General features: G+C 73.6%; 19 protein-coding genes. 8 read left to right on the top strand and 11 right to left on the bottom strand.

Translation table 11 applies throughout. From position 1 onward, the window contains the following. Positions 1-64: 64 nt before the first annotated feature. From ABZ914_RS26775 to ABZ914_RS26740, 8 genes are all read right to left on the bottom strand, one after another. Positions 65-316 (bottom strand): acyl carrier protein, encoded by a 252-nt coding sequence (locus ABZ914_RS26775; protein WP_151544105.1) that lies wholly within the window; start codon positions 314-316, stop codon positions 65-67. Between the two features lie 56 nt (positions 317-372). Then, positions 373-1,338, bottom strand: coding sequence for a beta-ketoacyl-ACP synthase III (locus ABZ914_RS26770; RefSeq protein WP_192809104.1), 966 nt, complete (start codon positions 1,336-1,338; stop codon positions 373-375). Continuing rightward, positions 1,335-2,249, bottom strand: a complete 915-nt coding sequence (locus ABZ914_RS26765; RefSeq protein WP_500196571.1) for an ACP S-malonyltransferase — start codon at positions 2,247-2,249, stop codon at positions 1,335-1,337. Before ABZ914_RS26765 ends, ABZ914_RS26770 begins: the two co-directional genes overlap by 4 nt. 91 nt (positions 2,250-2,340) lie before the next feature. After that, complete coding sequence (locus ABZ914_RS26760; RefSeq protein WP_500196569.1) at positions 2,341-3,522, bottom strand: PucR family transcriptional regulator; 1,182 nt, start codon at positions 3,520-3,522, stop codon at positions 2,341-2,343. Positions 3,523-3,577: 55 nt separating this feature from the next. Further along, a complete protein-coding gene (locus tag ABZ914_RS26755) occupies positions 3,578-4,534 on the bottom strand; it encodes an alpha/beta hydrolase (protein WP_500196568.1) in 957 nt (318 codons plus the stop codon). Positions 4,535-4,670: 136 nt separating this feature from the next. Continuing rightward, positions 4,671-5,639, bottom strand: coding sequence for an alpha/beta hydrolase (locus ABZ914_RS26750; protein ID WP_500196566.1), 969 nt, complete (start codon positions 5,637-5,639; stop codon positions 4,671-4,673). A gap of 142 nt (positions 5,640-5,781) precedes the next feature. Then, positions 5,782-6,486, bottom strand: a complete 705-nt coding sequence (locus tag ABZ914_RS26745; protein ID WP_500196564.1) for a response regulator — start codon at positions 6,484-6,486, stop codon at positions 5,782-5,784. Then, entirely contained in the window at positions 6,483-7,796 is a 1,314-nt protein-coding gene (locus ABZ914_RS26740) for a sensor histidine kinase (RefSeq protein ID WP_500196562.1), read from the bottom strand. The genes ABZ914_RS26745 and ABZ914_RS26740 overlap by 4 nt, the downstream gene beginning before the upstream one ends. Before the next feature lie 84 nt (positions 7,797-7,880). Between ABZ914_RS26740 and ABZ914_RS26735 the strand changes: the two genes are divergently transcribed. Then, a complete protein-coding gene (locus ABZ914_RS26735; RefSeq protein WP_500196561.1) occupies positions 7,881-8,906 on the top strand; it encodes a PHP domain-containing protein in 1,026 nt (341 codons plus the stop codon). A 113-nt stretch (positions 8,907-9,019) separates the two neighbouring features. After that, on the top strand, positions 9,020-9,664 hold the full coding sequence (locus ABZ914_RS26730) for a hypothetical protein (protein WP_500196559.1): 645 nt from the start codon (positions 9,020-9,022) through the stop codon (positions 9,662-9,664). Between the two features lie 53 nt (positions 9,665-9,717). On the opposite strand, the gene ABZ914_RS26725 is transcribed toward ABZ914_RS26730, so the two are convergent. After that, the gene (locus tag ABZ914_RS26725; protein WP_500196557.1) at positions 9,718-11,082 is read right to left on the bottom strand and encodes a tannase/feruloyl esterase family alpha/beta hydrolase; all 1,365 of its coding nucleotides are present in this window, start codon (positions 11,080-11,082) and stop codon (positions 9,718-9,720) included. A gap of 269 nt (positions 11,083-11,351) precedes the next feature. Here ABZ914_RS26725 and ABZ914_RS26720 point away from each other — a divergent pair, with 269 nt between their 5' ends. From ABZ914_RS26720 to ABZ914_RS26700, 5 genes are read left to right on the top strand one after another with little or no spacing between them, the layout of a single operon-like run. Then, complete coding sequence (locus ABZ914_RS26720) at positions 11,352-12,137, top strand: ABC transporter ATP-binding protein (protein ID WP_500196555.1); 786 nt, start codon at positions 11,352-11,354, stop codon at positions 12,135-12,137. Beyond that, positions 12,124-12,828, top strand: coding sequence for an ABC transporter ATP-binding protein (locus ABZ914_RS26715; protein ID WP_433150575.1), 705 nt, complete (start codon positions 12,124-12,126; stop codon positions 12,826-12,828). Before ABZ914_RS26720 ends, ABZ914_RS26715 begins: the two co-directional genes overlap by 14 nt. Positions 12,829-12,859: 31 nt before the next feature. Then, positions 12,860-14,098: an ABC transporter substrate-binding protein gene (locus tag ABZ914_RS26710; protein ID WP_500196553.1), complete on the top strand. Its 1,239-nt coding sequence runs from the start codon at positions 12,860-12,862 to the stop codon at positions 14,096-14,098. Positions 14,099-14,109: 11 nt separating this feature from the next. Next, positions 14,110-14,970: a branched-chain amino acid ABC transporter permease gene (locus ABZ914_RS26705; RefSeq protein ID WP_500196551.1), complete on the top strand. Its 861-nt coding sequence runs from the start codon at positions 14,110-14,112 to the stop codon at positions 14,968-14,970. After that, on the top strand, positions 14,967-15,950 hold the full coding sequence (locus tag ABZ914_RS26700) for a branched-chain amino acid ABC transporter permease (RefSeq protein ID WP_500196549.1): 984 nt from the start codon (positions 14,967-14,969) through the stop codon (positions 15,948-15,950). Before ABZ914_RS26705 ends, ABZ914_RS26700 begins: the two co-directional genes overlap by 4 nt. A 122-nt stretch (positions 15,951-16,072) precedes the next feature. Here the strand turns inward: ABZ914_RS26700 and ABZ914_RS26695 are convergent, their stop codons facing one another. After that, positions 16,073-16,804 (bottom strand): SDR family oxidoreductase, encoded by a 732-nt coding sequence (locus ABZ914_RS26695; RefSeq protein WP_500196547.1) that lies wholly within the window; start codon positions 16,802-16,804, stop codon positions 16,073-16,075. Positions 16,805-16,937: 133 nt separating this feature from the next. On the opposite strand from ABZ914_RS26695, the gene ABZ914_RS26690 reads away from it, so the two are divergent. After that, the gene (locus ABZ914_RS26690; RefSeq protein ID WP_500196545.1) at positions 16,938-17,867 is read left to right on the top strand and encodes a LysR family transcriptional regulator; all 930 of its coding nucleotides are present in this window, start codon (positions 16,938-16,940) and stop codon (positions 17,865-17,867) included. 18 nt (positions 17,868-17,885) lie between these two features. Here ABZ914_RS26690 and ABZ914_RS26685 read toward each other — a convergent pair. After that, on the bottom strand, positions 17,886-18,300 hold a 415-nt coding region (locus ABZ914_RS26685), incomplete at its 5' end, for a PucR family transcriptional regulator (protein ID WP_500196543.1).

The following is an 18,300-nucleotide window of genomic DNA, read 5'->3' as shown; positions in this document are numbered from 1 at the left end:
GGCCCGGCGGCGCGCCCTCCCTGCGGCCGGCCCGTGCGGAGCACGGCCCGGCCACCGGCCGGAACTAGCTCTGGAGCTTCTGGACGAAGTTGATGACGTCCTGGACGCTCTTCAGGTTGCGCAGCTCGTCGTCGGGGATCTCGACGCCGAAGCGGTCCTGCGCGGCCACCGCGATCTCCACCATCGACAGCGAGTCGATGTCGAGGTCGTCGATGAAGTTCTTCTCCGGGGTGACCTCGGACTTGTCGATGCCGACGATCTCGTCGATGATCTCGGCGAGGCCGTCCAGGATCTGCTGCTCGGTGGCGACTGCCATGGTTCTGCTATCTCCTTCGATGGGTTGGTCCAGAGCCTGCGGGCAGGCGTGACGGCCTACGGGATCTGGATGACTTGGGCAGCGTAGGACAGTCCGGCACCGAACCCCACCAGGAGGGCGGGGGCGCCGGACGGCACGTCGCCGCGTTCGATCATGCGGGACAGGGCCAGCGGGATGGAGGCCCCCGAGGTGTTGCCGGAGTGCACGATGTCGTCGGCCACCACGGCGTTGGTGGCCTTCATCTTCCGGGCGATGGCCTGGATGATCCGCAGGTTGGCCTGGTGCGGGACGACGGCGGCGAGGTCGCCGGGGGCGATCCCGGCGCGCTCGCACGCCTCCAGCGCGACCGGCGCGATGGCGGTGGTGGCCCAGCGGAACACCGCCTGCCCCTCCTGCCGGATGAACGAGTGCCGGTCGTCAATGATGATCTTGTCGTAGTTCTCGCCGGCGCTGCCCCACACGACCGGGCCGATGCCGGGGGACTCGCTGCCGGTGACGACCGCGGCGCCCGCCCCGTCGGCGAAGATGATGCTGGTGGAGCGGTCGGTCCAGTCGATCCACTGGGACATCTTCTCCGACCCGATCACCAGCACGTTGCGGGCGCTGCCGGCGCGGACGGCGGCGCTGGCGGTGCCGAGCGCGTAGCAGAAGCCGGCGCAGGCGGCGTTCAGGTCGAAGGCGCCGGGAGCGTCGATGCCGAGCCGGTGCGCGACCTGCGGCGCGTGGCCGGGCATCGGCGACTCCGCCGAGCAGGTCGCGAGGATCACCAGGTCGATGTCGGACGGGTCGAGGCCGCTGTTGGCGAGGGCCTTGCCGCCCGCGTGCACGCCGAGCTCGACGATGCCCTCGTCGTCGCCGGCGATCCGCCGCTCCTGGATGCCGACGCGGGTGCGGATCCACTCGTCGTTGGTGTCGACGGTCCGCGACAGCTCGTCGTTGGTGACGATCCGGGCCGGGCGGTAGTCGCCGAACGCGAGGATGCGGGCGCCCGCGGCCGCCTCGGGGATGCGCAGGCCGGTCATGCCGCGTCCGCCTTGATCAGCTCGCGGGCCTTGTCCAGGTCCGCGGGGGTCTTGAGGGCCACCAGCTCGATGCCCTTCAGCTCGCGCCGGGCGAGCCCGACCAGGGTCCCGGCCGGGGGCAGCTCGATGATCCCGGTGACGCCGATCTCCCGCATCGTCGCCATGCACGCGTCCCAGCGCACGGGGGCGCTGACCTGCTCGACGAGGCGCCCGACGAAGTCGCGGCCGGACGCGACGACGGCGCCGTCGCGGTTCTGCAGCAGCTTGGTGCGGGGGTCGGCGACGGGGGCGCCGGGGGCCAGGCGGCGGAGGGTGTCGACGGCGGGGGCCATGTGGGCGGTGTGGAAGGCGCCGGCGACCGACAGCGCCCGCAGCCGCGCCTTGGCGGGCGGCTCGTCGGCGAACTTCGCGAGCTGCTCCGTCGTCCCGGCGGCGACGACCTGGCCGGCGCCGTTGACGTTGGCGGGGGTGAGGCCGTGCTTGTCGATGGCGGCGAGCACCTCGTCGGCGTCGCCGCCGAGCACGGCCGTCATGCCGGTCTCGGTGACGGCGGCGGCCTCGGCCATCGCGCGGCCCCGCTCCCGGACGAGCACCAGCGCGGCCTCGGGGGTCAGCACCCCGGCGATCGCCGCGGCGGCGAGCTCGCCGACGCTGTGCCCCGCGACGGCGCCGGGGACGGCGTCCTCGTAGAGCACCTCGTAGGCGGCGAGCGCGGCGGCGACCAGCAGCGGCTGCGCGACGGCGGTGTCGCGGATCTCCTCGGCGTCGGCGGTCGTCCCGTACCTGACCAGGTCCAGCCCGGTGACGGCCGACCACCAGGCGAGACGGTCGGCGACTCCGGGTATCTCTAGCCATGGCTGCAGGAAGCCGGGGGTCTGGGCGCCCTGGCCGGGCGATGCGAGGAGAATCACGGCGTCCAGCCTTTCGCGAACGCCCCTCCGCTCACGATGCCGATCGCGACGAAGTTTGGTCCGGGCCCTTTGTACGACCCCTACAAGCGCCTCAGGCGCGGGGCGGGCGGGCGGCGAACCGGCCCAGGACCAGGGCGATGCGGAGCGTGAACGCGTTGCGCCCGTCGGTCGGCGCGAGGCCCGTGAGCTCGGTGACGCGACGCAGCCGGTAACGTACCGTGTTCGGGTGCACGAACAGCAGCCGGGCGGTCGCCTCCAGTGACGAACCCTGCTCCAGGTAGGTGGTGAGCGTGTCCAGCAGCGGCGCACCGGCGGCGAGCATCGGGTTGTAGACACCCTCCACCAGGTACCGGCGGGCCTCGGCGTCGCCGTCGAGGGCCCGCTCGGGCAGCAGCTCGGTCGCCGGGACGGGCCGCGGCGCGTCCGGCCAGCCGGCGGCGGCGCGCAGCCCGGCGACCGCGGCCTGCGCGGACTTGGTCGACTCGTAGAGGTCGCCGACCTTCGGGCCGACCACGACGGGCCCCGGCCCGCACTTGGCGGCGATCGGGCGGGCCGCCTCCATCGGGTCGGCGTCGCCGCCGACCACCACGATGACGCGGTGGCCGTGCACGCCGGCCAGCACGTCGGCGCGGGCGCGCCGGGCGGCCAGCTGCATCTGGTCGATGGTGACCTCGGGCTCCTCGTCCTCGGGGGTGTACCCGGCGATCACGGTGACGGGCTTGGACGTCCAGCCGAGCGCCGCCGCCCAGGAGTGCATGCCGTCGTCGACCTCGCCGCGCAGCACCGCGTTGACGACGAGGGCCTCCAGGCGGGCGTCCCAGGCGGCGCGGGTCTCGGCGGCGCGCGCGTACACCTGGGCCGCGCCGAACGCGACGTCCCGCGTGTAGCGCAGGATGGCCTCGCGGAGCTGGGCCTCGCCGCCGGGGGCGGCCAGCTCGTCCAGCCGGGTCTCCACCACCTCGATGATCACCCGGATCATGTCGATGGTGTGGTGCAGCTTGATGGACCGCAGCAGCTCGCGCGGCGCGGTGCCGAACACCTCGCCGGCGATGGCGGGCCGGGTCCGCTCGTTGCTCTTGAACCACTCCACGAACGCGGCGATGCCCGCCTGCGCGACCAGCCCGATCCAGGAGCGCTGGTCCGGCGGCATCCGCCGGAACCAGGGGAGCTGCTCCTCCATGCTGGTCAGCGCCGCGGTGCCGAACGTCCCCATCGCCTTCTCCAGGCGCTGGGTGGTCTGCTCGCGGATCTCGGCCTCGCTTGCGGTGTCCACCTCCTTAGGGTGCCACCGAACCGGCGATGTTCCGTCCCCGAGTACGGAACGGGCCTCAGCCGCGGACGACGGCGGAGGCGTCGCCGAGGGCGATCTCGGTGAGGTTGCGCAGCGGGATCGAGCCGGGCGAGAGGTAGTCGCTGTGGCCGCCGGAGCCCGCGGCGAATACCCGGGCGCCGAACCCGCGGGAGACCGGGTCCGGCCCGAGCCCGAGGCCGAGGATGCGGACGTGCGGGACGTCCTCCATCCAGTCCGTCGCGCCGCGTCCGGCCCAGACGCGGGCGGTGCCGGCCAGGTCGGCGGCGGACCACGCGGTCGTGCCGGGGCTGCCGTACAGGGCGATGTCGGTGACCTGCCCCCATGCGGCGGCCGAGCCATGGCCGTGGTGGTGGAGCGCGGCGCGGCCGCACACGACGGAGCCGTAGCTGTGGCAGAGCAGCGCTACGCGGGCGGTGGGGTTCGCGCGGCGCATGCCGGCGAGGAAGTCGAGCAGTTCGCCCGCGCCCTCGTCGGCGCGCTGGTCGGTCAGGACGTCTCCGCTGAAGGTCCTGGGGGCGGCGTAGCCGAGCCACGCCACGACGGCGAGGCCCGGATCGGCGGTGAGCGAGTGCGCCCGGGCGTAGACGGCCCGCGCGCCGCCGCCGGGCGTGGACCACGGCTTGCCGCCCCGCCGGTCGAAGGCGGTCAGCGTCGTGTCGGCGCCCGGGACGAGCACCGCGATCCGCCGTGCGTGGGCGAGATCGCCGACGACCTCGATGGCCTGCCCGCGCCCGCGCGGGTCGAAGTACAGGAAATGGCGGTCCGGTGCCAGGAACGCGCCGAGCGCGCGCGCCCGCTTCCCGTCACCGACGTTGCGCGCCGTCCGCAGCGCCTGCTCGATCGACCGGCGCTCGGTCGCGAACCGGGCGTCCAGGGTCGACGGCGCCATCGACGGGACGGCGGCGGGAGCGGCGTACGGGTCGGCGTGGCCCGTCCCGGCGGTGGTGAGCATGAGGGCCGAGATGGAGACCACGCAGGCCAGCGCCCGTCGCAACCGTCGGGCGCGCCTTGAGGTCGTCTTGGGTGGCGGCGGCATCTTCGGCCTTTCTACCATCCGGGGCCGGTGGGGGATCCCGGCCGGGGTGGCCGCAGCGCACCGCACGCCCGTTTCAGCCGGTCACCTCCGCGTCCCTGCCGAGGGCGATGAGCGCGAGGTTGCGCAGCGCGACGGTCCCGGGCTTCAGGTAGGCGCTGTGCGGGCCCGTCCCGGCGTCGAAGCGCCGCGCGCCGAACCCGGGCGAGACCGGGTCCGCGCCGAACCCGATCCCGCCGAAGCTGACCTTCGGCACGTACCGCGTCCAGTCGCCGCCGGCGCGGCCCGCCCAGACCCGCGCGGACGTGCCGAGGTCGGACGCCCGGTGCGCGTTGACGCCGGGGCTGCCGAACAGGGCGATCTCGTCCACCGGCGCGGCGCCCAGGTGGCGGGCGGCCTTCCCGCAGACCACGGACCCGTAGCTGTGGCAGAGCAGCGCGATCCGGGCGCGCCCGTTGACGCGGTGGACGCCGGTGAGGAACCGGCCGAGCGCGCGGGCGCCCGCCGCGGCGCGGCCGCCGGTCAGCACCTCGGGGCTGAGCGTGCGCGGCGGCCGGTAGCCGAGCCAGGCGACCACGGCGATCCGCTCGGCGGGCGCGCCGGTGCGCGCCTGCCGGTACAGGGCGCGGCTGCCGCCGCCGACGAACTTCGGCGAGTCGAAGTTGGCGAGCGCGGTGTCGGCGCCCGGCACCACGACCGCGATCCGGTCGGCGGCCGCGAGATCGCCGATGACCTCGACGGCCTGGCCGCGGCCCCGCGCGTCGAACGACAGGAACCGGCGGCCCGGCGCGAGGAACGCCGACAGGGCCCGCGCCCGGTCGTGGTCGCGGACGCGCCGCGCCGTCGCCCATGCCCGGGCGATCTCCGCGCCCGCCGCCTGGTAGCGGGCGTCCAGCGTCGCGGCCGACAGGTCCGGGAGACGCGCCGGGCCCGCGTACGCCTCGGCGTGCCCGGCGGCCGCGGTGGTCGAGGCCGTCACCGTCAGCACGGCGGCGGCCGCGACCGCCCTGGTGCGCCGGCCGGGGGCCGGGTGCGCGCCGCTCATCCGACGTCCTTCCTGGTCAGTGGTGAAGCACTGACCAGGACGCTAGGAACCGGACGCCGTCGCGCGGATCAACCGGTGGTGCGGTCCTGCGGCGTGCGACCCCGGTATGACGGGCGATACCCGGGAGGGTGCCCGCGGGGCGTCAGTCGCCGGGCCGGACCAGGCCGACCTCGTAGGCGTACACGATCGCCTGCGGCCGGTCGCGGAGCCCGAGCTTCATCAGGACGCGCCCGAAGTGCGTCTTGACGGTCTGCTCGGCGACGACCAGTTCCGCGGCGATCTCGCCGTTGGACAAGCCCCGCGCCACCAGCGCGAGCACCTCGGTCTCCCGCTCGGTCAGCTCCTCCAGCCGCTTGCGGGACGGCGCGCGCGGCCCGCCCAGCCGGGAGAACTCGGCGATCAGCCGCCGCGTGATCGACGGGGACAGCAGCGCGTCGCCGGCCGCGACGATCCGGACGGCGTCGGCGAGCTCGGCGGCCGACGCGTCCTTCAGCAGGAACCCGCTGGCCCCGGCGCGCAGCGCCTCGTAGACGTAGTCGTCCAGGTCGAAGGTCGTCAGCATCAGGACCTTCGGCGCGTCGCCGCCGTCCCCGCCTGAGCCGCCGTCCCCGCCTGAGTCGCCGCCGCGGCCGTCGAGGAGCCGCCGGGTCGCCTCCAGGCCGTCCATGACGGGCATCCGCACGTCCATCAGGACGACGTCGGGCCGCAGCTCGGCGACGCGCCGCAGCCCCTCCTCGCCGTTCACCGCCTCCCCGACGACCTCGATGTCGGGCTGGGCGTTCAGCAGCACCCCGAACCCGGTGCGGACCATGCCCTGGTCGTCGACGATCACCACGCGGACGGTCACGTCGCGGCCCGCGCCTTCACCGGAAGGGTGGCGTTCACGGCGAATCCTCCGTCCACGGTGGTCCGGGCGGACACCTCGCCGCCCAGCATGGCCGCCCGTTCGCGCATCCCCATCAGCCCGTGGCCGGTGCCCTCAGGCGAGGGGGTGGGGACGTGGCCGCCGCCCGGGGGGCCGTTGACGACGCCGAGCCGCAGTATGCCGTCCTCCCGGACCGCCGCGACCGCCACCCTCGATCCGGGCGCGTGCCGCATCGCGTTGCTCAGCGCCTCCTGCAGGATCCGGTACGCGGTGAGCCCGACGCCCGGCGGCAGCCCGGCCAGGTCGCCGGAGAGCCGCGTCGAGACGGTCAGCCCGGCGCCGCGCGCGTGCGCGACCAGCTCGTCCAGCCGTTCCAGGCTCGGCTGCGGCGCGGTCTCGGCGCCGTCCTCGGAGCGCAGCACGCCGAGGATGCGGCGCATCTCGGTGAGCGCGTCGAGCGCGGTCGCGCGGATCTCCGTCAGGTCGCGGCGGGTCTCGTCGGGGACGGACTCGACCTTGTACGGCGCGGCCTCCGCCTGGATCGCGATCATCGACATGTGGTGCGCCACCACGTCGTGCAGTTCCCGCGCGATCCGCTGCCGCTCGGTCAGCACCGCCTCCGCGGCCTGGTGGCGCTTCTCCTGCTCGACCAGCTCGCGGCGCTGCTCGGCCAGCTGCGTCCGCGAGGTGTTGCGCAGCCGGACGGCGTACCCGACGACCAGGGCGAGCAGCAGCACGACGGTCGCGCCGCCCGCGGTCTGAGCGTCCTTGACCCACACTCCGGCCAGCGACAGCAGGCCCACGCCGATGGTGATGTCCCGCGCGCACCGCACCGCGACCGTGTACAGGCACACGATCGCGGCGAACGTCCCCGCCGGGAGGTACGGGACGGTCAGCCACTGGCCGGCCGGTATGACGGCCATCGCCACGAAGCTGAGCCGCCACGCGCCGAGCGGGTGCCGGTCGCGCAGCGCGAGCGGCAGCGTCACCGCGATCGACGCGAGCAGCCGCACGAGCGCGTCGACGTGCACGCCCGGCCGCGCCGGCTGCGGCGTCGCGAGCAGCGAGTTCGTCCCGGCGGCCAGCGCGATGGCCAGGCCGATGCCGGCGACGTTGACGACGAGCCCGTACGGCAGCCTCCCGATCCCGACGAACCGCGTCCAGCGCAGCAGGGTCGGCCACGGCCGGTCCTGCGGGACCGGGTCGGCCCGGCCGGTGACGGCCGCGGCCAGGACGCCCCACAGCAGGCTGTTCGGCGCCGAGGGCGCGCCGTCGTCGTTCTGCCCGGCCATGAGCCCCAGGCTAGAGACACCGCGGCCGGACGCGTATGCCACCACGGTGCGACGTACGCGTCATACCTGGGTACCGTGCAGGGCGTGGAGCCCGTCGAAGCGCTGCGGCGCATCGCGTTCCTGCTGGAGCGCGCGCATGAGCCGACCTACCGCGTCCGGGCCTTCCGCAAGGCCGCAGACCTGGTCGAGGCGACGGCACCGGACGCGCTCCGGGACCGGGCGCGCGACGGCACGCTGACCGAGCTGCCCGGCATCGGGAAGGTCACCGCCCTGGTGATCGAGGAGGCGCTGCGCGGCGAGACCCCCGTCTACCTGCGCCGGCTGGAGGCCACCGAGGGCGAGCCGCTCGACGAGGCGACCGCCGCGCTGCGCGCGGCCCTGCGCGGCGACCTGCACACGCACAGCGACTGGTCGGACGGCGGTTCGCCGATCCGGGAGATGGCCGAGACGGCCCGTTCGCTGGGCCACGAGTACCTCGCCCTGACCGACCATTCGCCGCGCCTGACCGTGGCGAACGGCCTGTCCGCCGACCGCCTCCGCCGGCAGTTGGACGTCGTCGCCGAGCTGAACGAGGAGCTCGCGCCGTTCCGGATCCTCACCGGCATCGAGGTGGACATCCTCGACGACGGCGCCCTCGACCAGGATCCGGACCTCCTCGGCCGGCTGGACGTCGTCGTCGCGAGCGTCCACTCCAAGCTCCGGATGGACCGGGTCGCCATGACGAAGCGGATGGTCGCGGCGATCGCGGACCCGCGCGTGAACGTGCTCGGGCACTGCACCGGGCGGATCGTGAAGGCGGGCGGGAAGCGCGGCGGGCTGCGCCCGGAGTCGGAGTTCGACGCGGCGCTGGTCTTCGACGCCTGCGCCGCCTACGACGTCGCCGTGGAGATCAACTCGCGTCCGGAGCGGCTCGATCCGCCGAAGCGGCTGCTGCGCCTCGCCGTCGAGGCCGGGTGCCGCTTCTCGATCGACTCCGACGCGCACGCGCCGGGCCAGCTCGACTGGCAGCACTTCGGCTGCGAGCGCGCCGCCCGCTGCGCGGTCCCCGCCGACCGGGTCGTCAACACGCTGCCCGCCGACGCGCTCCTCGCCTGGTCCCGCGGCGCCTGATCCCGGCGCCTGATCCGGGCGCCTGCTCCCGGGGCCGGCGCGCGGGTTCCGGGTGCGGACGATCCCGGCTTCGCTGGTCAGACGGGTGCGCGGGAGGCACTATAACTTTGATCATGAAGTTTCCGTACTCCTGCGCACTGGTGCTGGCCGCGTGCGCTCTGGCGGCCGGATGCGGCGGAGGGGCGTCGTCCTCGGGGAAGGAGAAGCCGGCGGCCGAGGAGGCGCCGAGCGGTCACCCGATCTCGGCGCCCGACCCCTCGACCACGGCCTCCCCGGTCATCAGGCCCTCGCCGCGCGACGGCGCCCCGCTGATCGAGGAGCTGAAGTACGACCTGCGCGAGCGGACCGTCAAGATGGCGGGGACGCCGGGCCGCACCAGCGCCGCGTGCGACCGGAAGTCGGTCGCGGCGGCCAAGGGCTCGAAGGTCACCTGCACGGTCACCTACGAGGGCGTCAAGGTGACCTGGCCCGTGACGATCCAGGGGCCGTCCATGGGCGGGCTGACGCTCGCCTACCAGGCCGAGCCCAGCGCCGGCATCCTGACGGCGAAGGGCGCCACCGCCGACTTCTGGGCGAACAACCACGACGCCGGCACCGACCTCCGCTGCGACGACATGCCGGCGGTCAAGCAGGTGCCGCTCGGGCAGAAGACCGGCTACCGGTGCAGCTACCTGACCAAGTCCTCGATCGACGACAAGCCGCTGCGGGTCCCGCTGGACCTGATCGTGCGCTCCACCGGCCCGTACTTCCGCGCCTGAACGCCCGACAGAGCGCCCTAAGAGGCGCACTACGAGGCGCCTTCGAGGCCGTCCTACGAGGCGGACTCCAGAGAGCACGTGTTGACGAGGTCCCCGGTCGCCGGGCGGGGCAGGGTCGCGCTCGCGGGCGGGGACTGGTGCTTCGTCGTCCAGGACTCCAGGGCCGTGAACGCGCTGCGGATGCACGGCAGCAGCGGGCGGAGCTTGTCGGGATAGGTGTCGTAGAGGCCGTCGACGTGGTTGGCGGCCTCCACGCGGTAGTAGCGGTAGAGCGCGGAGCCGCGGGCGCGGACCATCCTGCTGTACACGTCCGAGTCGGTGCCGATCGGCAGGAGCGAGTCGTAGGTGCCCTGCAGGGTGATGAGCGGCTTGCGGATGCGGCCCGTCAGGGCGACGCGGGCCACCGCCTTGTGGACGGAGCGGGGGCGCGCGGCGTAGTTGTAGTCCGCTTCGTCGCCCGTGTAGGAGGGGTCGAACTCCTTGCGGTAGATGGTCTGGGTGAGGCCCCAGTACACCTGGTTGTGGAACGGCCATAGGAACTCCGAGCCCGGCGCCAGGCCGGCGTCGAGGAGCGCCTTGTGCGCGGACGGGTCGCCGGTGGCCGCGTACGACGGGTACGCGCGCAGGATCGACGGCAGGTACGTGAACAGGTTCGGGCCGTCCGCGCGCCACAACGTGCCTTCGGCGTCGATACCGCCGTCGTACAGCTCGGGGTGGTTCTCCAGCTGCCAGCGGACGAGGTAGCCGCCGTTGGAGATGCCCGCGGCGTAGGTGCGGCGGGGCGCGTGACCGTAGCGGCCGGCCACGACCTTCTTGGCGGCGCGGGTGAGCTGGGTCAGCCGGTCGTTCCATTCGACCATCGCGTCGCCGGGGCGCTTCCCGTCCTTGTAGAACTCGGTGCCGCTGTTGCCCTTGTCGGTGGCGGCGTAGGCGTAGCCCTTGGAGAGCGCCCAGTCGGAGATGGTGAAGTCGTTGGCGTACTGGCGGCGGTTGCCGGGCGGGCCGGCGACGACGAGGCCGCCCGTCCAGTGCTCGGGGAGCCGGATGACGAACTGGGCGTCGTGGTTCCAGCCGTTGTTGGTGTTGAACGTCGAGGTGTCCGGGAAGTAGCCGTCGATCTGGACGCCCGGAACGTGCGCGGGGTTCGTCGTCGCGGTGGACTGCAGGCCCGCCCAGTCGGCGGGGACGGTGTGCCCGGACGCGACCGTCCCCGCTGTGGTGAGGTCGTCGAGGCAGGCGGCGACCTGCTTCTGCGCACCCGGAACCGTCACGCGGGGCGCGCACTCACGGGCCTGCGCCTGCGCGGGGAGGGCGGCGGTGAGCGCGGCGGCGGTCAGGGCGGCGCCGGCGAAGGCTGTGCTGGTGAAGGCTGTGCTGGTGAAGGCGGTGGCGGTCAGGAGGCTGCGGACTTTCGGCATCCCGGCTCCTTCGACGGGTCCCCGGTGCGGGGACGGGTGCCGTCATGGTGGTGAGCGCCCGTGAGCGCGGCCACGTGCGCGGCCCACATATCCGGGCGCGGGGGCATGTGCCGGCGGCCGTGACCTGCACGTGATGTGGGTCACACCCGTATCGGGCGGCCGGAATGTGGGTGCGCCTCACATGGTCCGCTCTCCGGACGCGATTTAGCGTTCCCGGTCACGGCGGCCCGGAGTGGTCCGGGTCACCCCTAGGAACGCGAGGAGGGCGCATGGCCGGTCCCGTCCCAGGGGCCCCGGTTCTGGCGGCGCGGGGCCTGGTGAGGGAGTTCCGCGGCTTCCGGGCCGTGGACGGCGTCGACCTGGACGTCGCGGAGGGCTCGGTGCACGCGCTGGTGGGGCCGAACGGCGCGGGCAAGACCACGCTGTTCAACCTGCTCACCGGCTTCCTGAAGCCGACGGCGGGCAGCGTGCGGCTCGGCTCGGACGAGCTCGCCGGGCGCAGCCCCGAGCACGTCGCGCGGCTCGGGCTGGCCCGGTCGTTCCAGATCACCAGCCTGTTCGCGGAGCTCACCCCGCTCCAGCACGTCGAGCTGGCGCTGGCCGGCCGGACCGGGCTCGGCTGGCGGTTCTGGCGGTCCGACAAGGCGCTCGGGCGCTTCTCCGACCGCGCCGCCGAGCTGCTCGAACAGGTCGGCCTGGACGGTCACGGCGCGACGCCCGCGGGCACCCTCGCCTACGGGCGCAAGCGCGCGCTGGAGCTGGCGCTCGCTCTCGCGCTGGACCCGAAGGTGCTGCTGCTGGACGAGCCGACCGCCGGCATGGGCGTGGAGGACGTCGACCGCACCGTCCAGCTCATCCAGCGGGTGCGCGAGACCGGCGACCGGTCGCTGACCGTCGTGATGGTGGAGCACAACATGAGCGTCGTCTCCAGCCTCGCCGACCGGGTGACCGTGCTGCAGCAGGGACGGGTGCTCGTCGAGGGCCCCTACGCCGAGATCCGCCACGACCCGCGCGTGGTCACCGCCTACCTCGGAGACTCCAATGCTGCGCATTGACGGACTGTCGGCCTGGTACGGCGAGGCGCAGGCGCTGCGCGACGTGTCGCTGCGCGTCGACGAGGGCGAGATCGTCACTCTGGTCGGCCGCAACGGCGCGGGCAAGACCACCCTCCTGCGCTGCCTCATGGGCCTCCACAAGGACGCCAAGGGGACGATCGAGTTCCTCGGCGAGGACATCACCGCGCTCGGGCCGCACAAGAGGGCCCGCCGCGGGCTCGGCTACGTGCCCGACGACCGCGGCGTCTTCGCGACGCTCTCCGTCGAGGAGAACCTCACCCTCCCGCCCGTCGCGCGGCCGGACGACGCCCACGAGCCGTGGTCGCTGGAGCGGGTGTACGAGACGTTCCCGCGGCTGCGGGAGCGGCGCCGGTTCCCCGGGACGAAGCTGTCGGGCGGCGAGCAGCAGATGCTCGCGCTGGCCCGGGTGCTGCGGACCGGTGCCCGGCTGCTGCTGTGCGACGAGCCCACCGAGGGCCTGTCGCCGCTGATCGTCCAGCAGATCGGCGCCATCCTGCGGGAGGTCAAGGCCGCCGGCGTCACCGTCCTGCTCATCGAGCAGAACGTGCACTTCGCCGCGACCGTGGCCGACCGCCACCACCTGCTCGCGGAGGGCCGCGTCGTGGAGTCGCTGGACAACGACGAGGTCCTCGCCCGCGAGGGCGAGCTCCTCGAATACCTCGGAATCTAAGAACCACCTCGGAACAGCAGGGAGAACCCCGATGACACTTGTGCGACGTTCGGCGGCGCTCGCCACCGCCGGAGCGCTGCTGGCCGGCTGCGCGGGCGGACCCGGCGGGGGCGGGGGCAAGATCAGCGACGGCAAGGTGGTCCTCGCCGTCCTCACCGACGAGTCCGGCGTCTACGCCGACCTGTCGGGCAAGAACGCCGTCGAGGCGGTGAGGATGGCGGTCGCCGACTACAAGGCGAAGTACGGCGGCAAGGCCGTCGCGAAGAAGATCGAGGTGGTGGACGCCGACCACCAGAACAAGCCGGACATCGCGAACTCCAAGGCGCAGGAGCTGTACGACCGGCAGAAGGCCGACCTGATCGTGGACGTGCCGACCTCGTCGGCCGCCCTCGCCGTCGCGAACGTCGCCAAGAACAAGAAGAAGCTGTTCATCGACGTCGGCGCCGCGTCCACCGCGCTGGAGGGGAAGCAGTGCAACAAGTACACCTTCCACTACGGCTACAACAGCTACATGCTGGCCCACGGGACCGGTAGCGAGGTCACCAAGGACGGCTCGAAGAACTGGTACATCGTCTACCCGGACTACGCGTTCGGGCAGGACATGCAGAAGACGTTCTCCGCGGCGGTGCAGGAGACCGGCGGCACCGTCGTCAAGTCCGACCCGACGCCGTTCCCGAACGACAACTTCTCGACGTTCCTGCTGAAGGCGCCCGGGATGAAGCCGAAGCCGCAGGTGCTCGGCGCCATGCAGGCGGGCGGCGACCTCGTCAACCTCGTGAAGCAGTACAACGAGTACAAGCTGCGGGACAAGGGCGTCGGGCTTGCGACGGGCCTGATGTTCATCACCGACATCCACTCGCTCGGCCCGGACGCCCTCGCCGGGACGCGCTTCACCGACTTCTGGTACTGGAACGCCAACCAGGGCAACCGGGCCTGGGCGGACAAGTTCCAGGCCAAGACGGGCAAGCGCCCGACGGCCGTGCACGCCGCCGACTACTCCGCGGCCCTGCAGTACCTGGAGGCCGTGCAGCGCGGCGGCACCGACAAGTCCGACGGCGTGGTGAAGCAGCTGGAGGGCCACCAGGTCAACGACGTGTTCACCGCCACCGGGACCATCCGGGCGCAGGACCACCTCCTCGTCCACGACGCCTACATCGCGCAGGTGAAGCCCGGCTCCGAGGTCAAGGAGCCGTGGGACTACGAGAAGATCATCAAGACGATCCCGGCGGTGCAGGCGTTCCAGCAGCCCGACGCCGCCTGCAAGCCGTAGGGCGGCCCGGCGTGCTGCAACAGGCGTTCAACGGGCTGGTGGGCGGGGCGTTCTACGCCCTGCTCGCCCTCGGCCTGGCCGTCATCTTCGGGATGCTCGGCGTGGTCAACTTCGCGCACGGCGCGTTCTACATGCTGGGCGCGTTCGGCTCCTACGTCCTGCTCGACTCGTGGGGCGTGAACTTCTGGGTCGCGCTGCCGCTCGTCCCGGTCGTGCTGGGCGTGGCCGGGACGGTGCTGGAGCGGCTGTTCATCCGCCGCCTGGCGCCCCTCGACCCGCTCTACAACTTCCTGTTCACCTTCGGTCTCGCGCTGATCCTTCAGGACCTCGTCAAGCGGGAGTACGGCGTGCAGTCCCAGCCGTATCCGCGGCCGTCCGCGCTGGGCGGCTCCGTGGACCTCGGCCTGTTCACCTACCCGGCCTACCAGGTGTTCGTGCTGGCGGTGTCGGTCGTGGTGTGCGGGGCGGTGTGGGTCGTGCTGACCCGGACCCGCGTCGGCATGATCGTCCGCGCGGCGACCGAGCGGCCGGAGCTGACCCGCGCGCTCGGCATCGACGTGGCCCGCTGGGTGACGCCGGTGTTCGGGTTCGGCGTCGCGCTCGCCGCGTTCGCCGGCGTGCTCGCCGCGCCGATGCGGGCGGTCAACCCGCTGATGGGCTCCGACCTGATCATCACGGTGTTCGCCGTGGTGGTGATCGGCGGCCTCGGCTCGGTGTTCGGGTCGGTCGCCGCGGGGTTCGCGGTCGGGATCGTCTCGGCGCTCGGGAACTACTACGTGCCGTCGCTGTCGCAGACGCTGGTGTTCATCCTGATGGCGGCCGTGCTGCTGTGGCGCCCGGCGGGCCTGTTCGGAAGGGAGGAGGCACTGTGATCCTTTCCAGGCTGGCCGGGCGGCCGGTGCTGCTGGTCATCGGGCTCGTCGCGGCGCTGGTGCTGCCGTGGTTCGTCTATCCGCCGGTCGCGATGGACATCGCCTGCTGGGCGCTGTTCGCCGCCGCCGTGGACCTGCTGCTCGGCTTCACCGGGCTGCTGTCGTTCGGGCACGCCGCGTTCTGGGGGTCCGCCGCCTACGTGACGGGCCTGATCGCGGTGCACTCCGGGCTGCCGTTCCCGGTCGCGGTCCTCGGCGGCGCGGCGTTCTCCGCGGCGCTCGCCGTCCCGATCGGGTTCCTGTCGATCCGGCTGCGCGGCATCTACTTCGCGATGGTCACCCTGGCCTTCGCGCAGATGGTGTACTTCGTCGCCAACCAGTGGCGGGACGTGACGGGCGGGGAGAACGGCCTGCAGGGCATCCCGAGGGACTTCTTCGGCGTCGACCTGTCCGAGCCGTTCTACTTCTACTACGCGGGGCTGCCGTTCATCCTGGCCGGGCTGTTCGTCGCGTGGCGGATCGTCCGGTCGCCGTTCGGCCGCGTGCTGGTGTCCATCCGCGACAACCCGGCGCGTGCGCGCGCGCTGGGCTACAGCATCGACCGCTACAAGCTGCTGGTGTTCGTCCTGTCGGCGGCGCTGTCGGGGCTGGGCGGCGGCCTGTTCGCCATCGGTCACGGCTTCGCGTCCCTGGACGGCGTCTACTGGACGACGTCCGGGCAGGCCGTGATGATGGTCGTCCTCGGCGGCATCGGCACCCTGTGGGGAGGCGCGATCGGCGCCGCGCTGATCGTGGAGCTGAACGACTACCTCGCCACGGCCGGCTTCCAGGAGACCGGGATCATCACCGGCGCGATCTTCATCGTGGTGGTGCTGGTGTTCCGGCGCGGCGTCTGGGGCACCGCCCGGGACCTCCTCGCCAAGCGCACCGCCCGCCGCCGCCCCGACCCGGCCCCCGCCAAGGTCACCACCCCCGTCTGAGCCCCGCCCCTAACGACGACGCGCGGCGTGCACCCCGAGAGGGCGCGCCGCGCGGCCGTGCGGGGGCGCCGGGGACCGCGTCCGGACCGCCCGGACGGCACGCCCGGTTGGATCGTTGGGCGTCAGGCGAGACGGCCGCCGCCGTCGACGTGCAGCACGGTCCCGGTGACGTAGGGGTTGTCGATGGCGTAGAGGACCGCCTTGATCAGGTCGTCCGGGCCGCCCACCCGGCGGGCCGGGTTGCGCTCGGCGACGCCCCGCAGGAACGCGTCCTTGCCCGCGCCGAGACCGTCCCAGGAGCCGGTGTCGACGATGCCGGGCGAGACCGCGTTGACCCGGACCGGGGCGATCTCCACCGCGAGCGCCTGGACCAGGAAGGCCAGCGCGCCGTTGGTCGTCGCCATCACCGTCCGTCCCGGGGCGGGACGCCAGGCGGCCACGCCGGAGAAGAAGGTGAACGAGCCGCCCTCGGCGACCTGCCCGGCCAGGTGCTTGGCGAGCAGCAGCGGCCCGATCACCTTCGCCGCGAACGCCCGCCGCACGTCGGCGAGGTCGAGTTCCGCGAGCGGCCCGTTGGCGGGCATCGCGGCGGTGGAGACCAGGTGGTCGAAGCGGCCCGCCGCGGTCGCGAGCGCGGCGATCGACCGCTCGTCGGCGAGGTCGACCGGGATCACCTCGGCCGGGCCGGGCAGCTCGCCGGCGGCCCTCTCCAGCTTGCGGACGTCGGGTCCGGCCAGGACCAGTTCGGCGCCGGCGGCGGAGACGGTGCCCGCGAGCAGGCGGCCGGTATGCGAGCCGGCGCCCACGACGACGAGCCGCCGGCCGTCGAGAGCCGGGCCGTGAAGGATGGACATGAGGGAGCTCCTCTGCGGGTCGGGATCGGCCGTGGGGCGCTGTCCCGCGCCTCCTGGCCTGCTCCATAACTCTGCTCTGACCTGCATCGATTAGTCCAAGGCTTGTTTTCTACCGCAGCGATAGAATCTCTTCATGGCAACGCTGCGGCAGCTCGAATACCTGGTCACCGTGGTCGACACCGGCTCGTTCACCCGGGCGGCGGAGCAGCTGCACGTCACCCAGCCCGCGCTGTCCCACCAGGTCAGGGCCCTGGAGACCGCCCTGGGCAGCCCGCTGCTCGAACGTCTCCCGCGCGCCGTGCGGCTCACGCCCCTGGGCCGCGCGGTCCTGCCGCACGCCCGCGCCGCGCTCGCCGAGGCCGTCCGGCTGGACGCCGTGGCCCGCCGCTCGGCGGGGCTGGACGAGGGCGAGCTGGAGGTCGCCGTGGTCTACTCCGTCAGCCTCGGCATCCTCCCGCCGGTCCTGCGCGCCTGGCGGCGGGGGCACCCGCGGGTCCGGATCCGGCTCCGCGAGTACCCGCACACCGACGACCTGCAGGCCGCGATGGCCGCCGGCCGGGCGGACCTCGCCGTCGGCCCCGCACCGGCCGGCTGGGAGGGACCCGTCCGCGAACTGGGCGTCGAGGAGTTCGCCGTCGTGCTCCCTGCCGACGACCCCCTCGCCGCGAGCCCGGCCGGCACCCTCGCCCTCGCCGAGCTCGCCGACCGCGCGTGGGTGCACTACTCCCCGGGGAACGGCCTGGCCGACCTGGTCGACCGCGCCTGGGCGGAGGCGGGCTTCCGGCCGCCGATCGCGGTCCGCGCCGAGCAGACCTCCGCCGCGCTCCTGCTGGCCGCCGGCCTCGGCCCCGCCCTGGTGCCCGCCAACATCATCCCGCCCGACTTCGACGGCGTCGCCCTCCGCCCGGACCCCTCGATCCGCCGTACGCTGACCGCCTATACCCGCACCCGGCCCGACCGTCTGACCACGGCCTTCACCGACCTCCTGGCCCGTCAGGCCCAGGTGGTCCCGCCGCATTTCCCGGCGGGCCGTCCTCCCGCGGGCCGGACGGCGGCGCCGTGACCGGGCCCGGGCGGGGCCTCAGCGGGAGAGGCGGTGGAGGCGGAGGGCCAGTTGGAGTTCCAGGGCGCGCTCGGGGGACTGCCAGTCGTCGCCGAGGAGGCGGGAGATGCGCTCCAGGCGCTGGCTGACGGTGTTGACGTGGATGTGCAGGCGCTCCGCCGTCCGGGACAGGCTGCCGCCGGTGCCGAAGTAGGCGTCCAGGGTCTGCACGAGCGCCGTGCCGCGCCGCTCGTCATAGCCGAGGACGGGTCCGAGCGTGCCGTCGAGGAAGCCCGGGACGTCCCGGCCGTCGCCGATCAGCAGGCCGACGAAGCCCAGCTCGGACGCGCCGGCGCCGTCCCCGTGGCGGCCGAGGGCGAGCAGCGCGTCCGCGCAGCGCCGCGCCTCGAGATGCGCCGCCGCGATCCCGGACGGCCCGCGCACCGGGCCCGCC

This window comes from Spirillospora sp. NPDC046719, from assembly GCF_040645715.1.
Lineage (GTDB): Bacteria > Actinomycetota > Actinomycetes > Streptosporangiales > Streptosporangiaceae > Spirillospora.
This window is presented reverse-complemented; position numbering and strand designations above follow the sequence as displayed.

Coding starts and splice junctions, on each gene's coding strand:
- ABZ914_RS26770 (WP_192809104.1), bottom strand. CDS start 1,338: ATGACCGGCCTGCGCATCCCCGAGGCGGCCGCGGGCGCCCGCATCCTC.
- ABZ914_RS26730 (WP_500196559.1), top strand. CDS start 9,020: ATGAAGTTTCCGTACTCCTGCGCACTGGTGCTGGCCGCGTGCGCTCTG.
- ABZ914_RS26725 (WP_500196557.1), bottom strand. CDS start 11,082: ATGCCGAAAGTCCGCAGCCTCCTGACCGCCACCGCCTTCACCAGCACA.
- ABZ914_RS26740 (WP_500196562.1), bottom strand. CDS start 7,796: ATGGCCGGGCAGAACGACGACGGCGCGCCCTCGGCGCCGAACAGCCTG.
- ABZ914_RS26775 (WP_151544105.1), bottom strand. CDS start 316: ATGGCAGTCGCCACCGAGCAGCAGATCCTGGACGGCCTCGCCGAGATC.
- ABZ914_RS26750 (WP_500196566.1), bottom strand. CDS start 5,639: ATGAGCGGCGCGCACCCGGCCCCCGGCCGGCGCACCAGGGCGGTCGCG.
- ABZ914_RS26695 (WP_500196547.1), bottom strand. CDS start 16,804: ATGTCCATCCTTCACGGCCCGGCTCTCGACGGCCGGCGGCTCGTCGTC.
- ABZ914_RS26715 (WP_433150575.1), top strand. CDS start 12,124: ATGCTGCGCATTGACGGACTGTCGGCCTGGTACGGCGAGGCGCAGGCG.
- ABZ914_RS26710 (WP_500196553.1), top strand. CDS start 12,860: ATGACACTTGTGCGACGTTCGGCGGCGCTCGCCACCGCCGGAGCGCTG.
- ABZ914_RS26720 (WP_500196555.1), top strand. CDS start 11,352: ATGGCCGGTCCCGTCCCAGGGGCCCCGGTTCTGGCGGCGCGGGGCCTG.
- ABZ914_RS26690 (WP_500196545.1), top strand. CDS start 16,938: ATGGCAACGCTGCGGCAGCTCGAATACCTGGTCACCGTGGTCGACACC.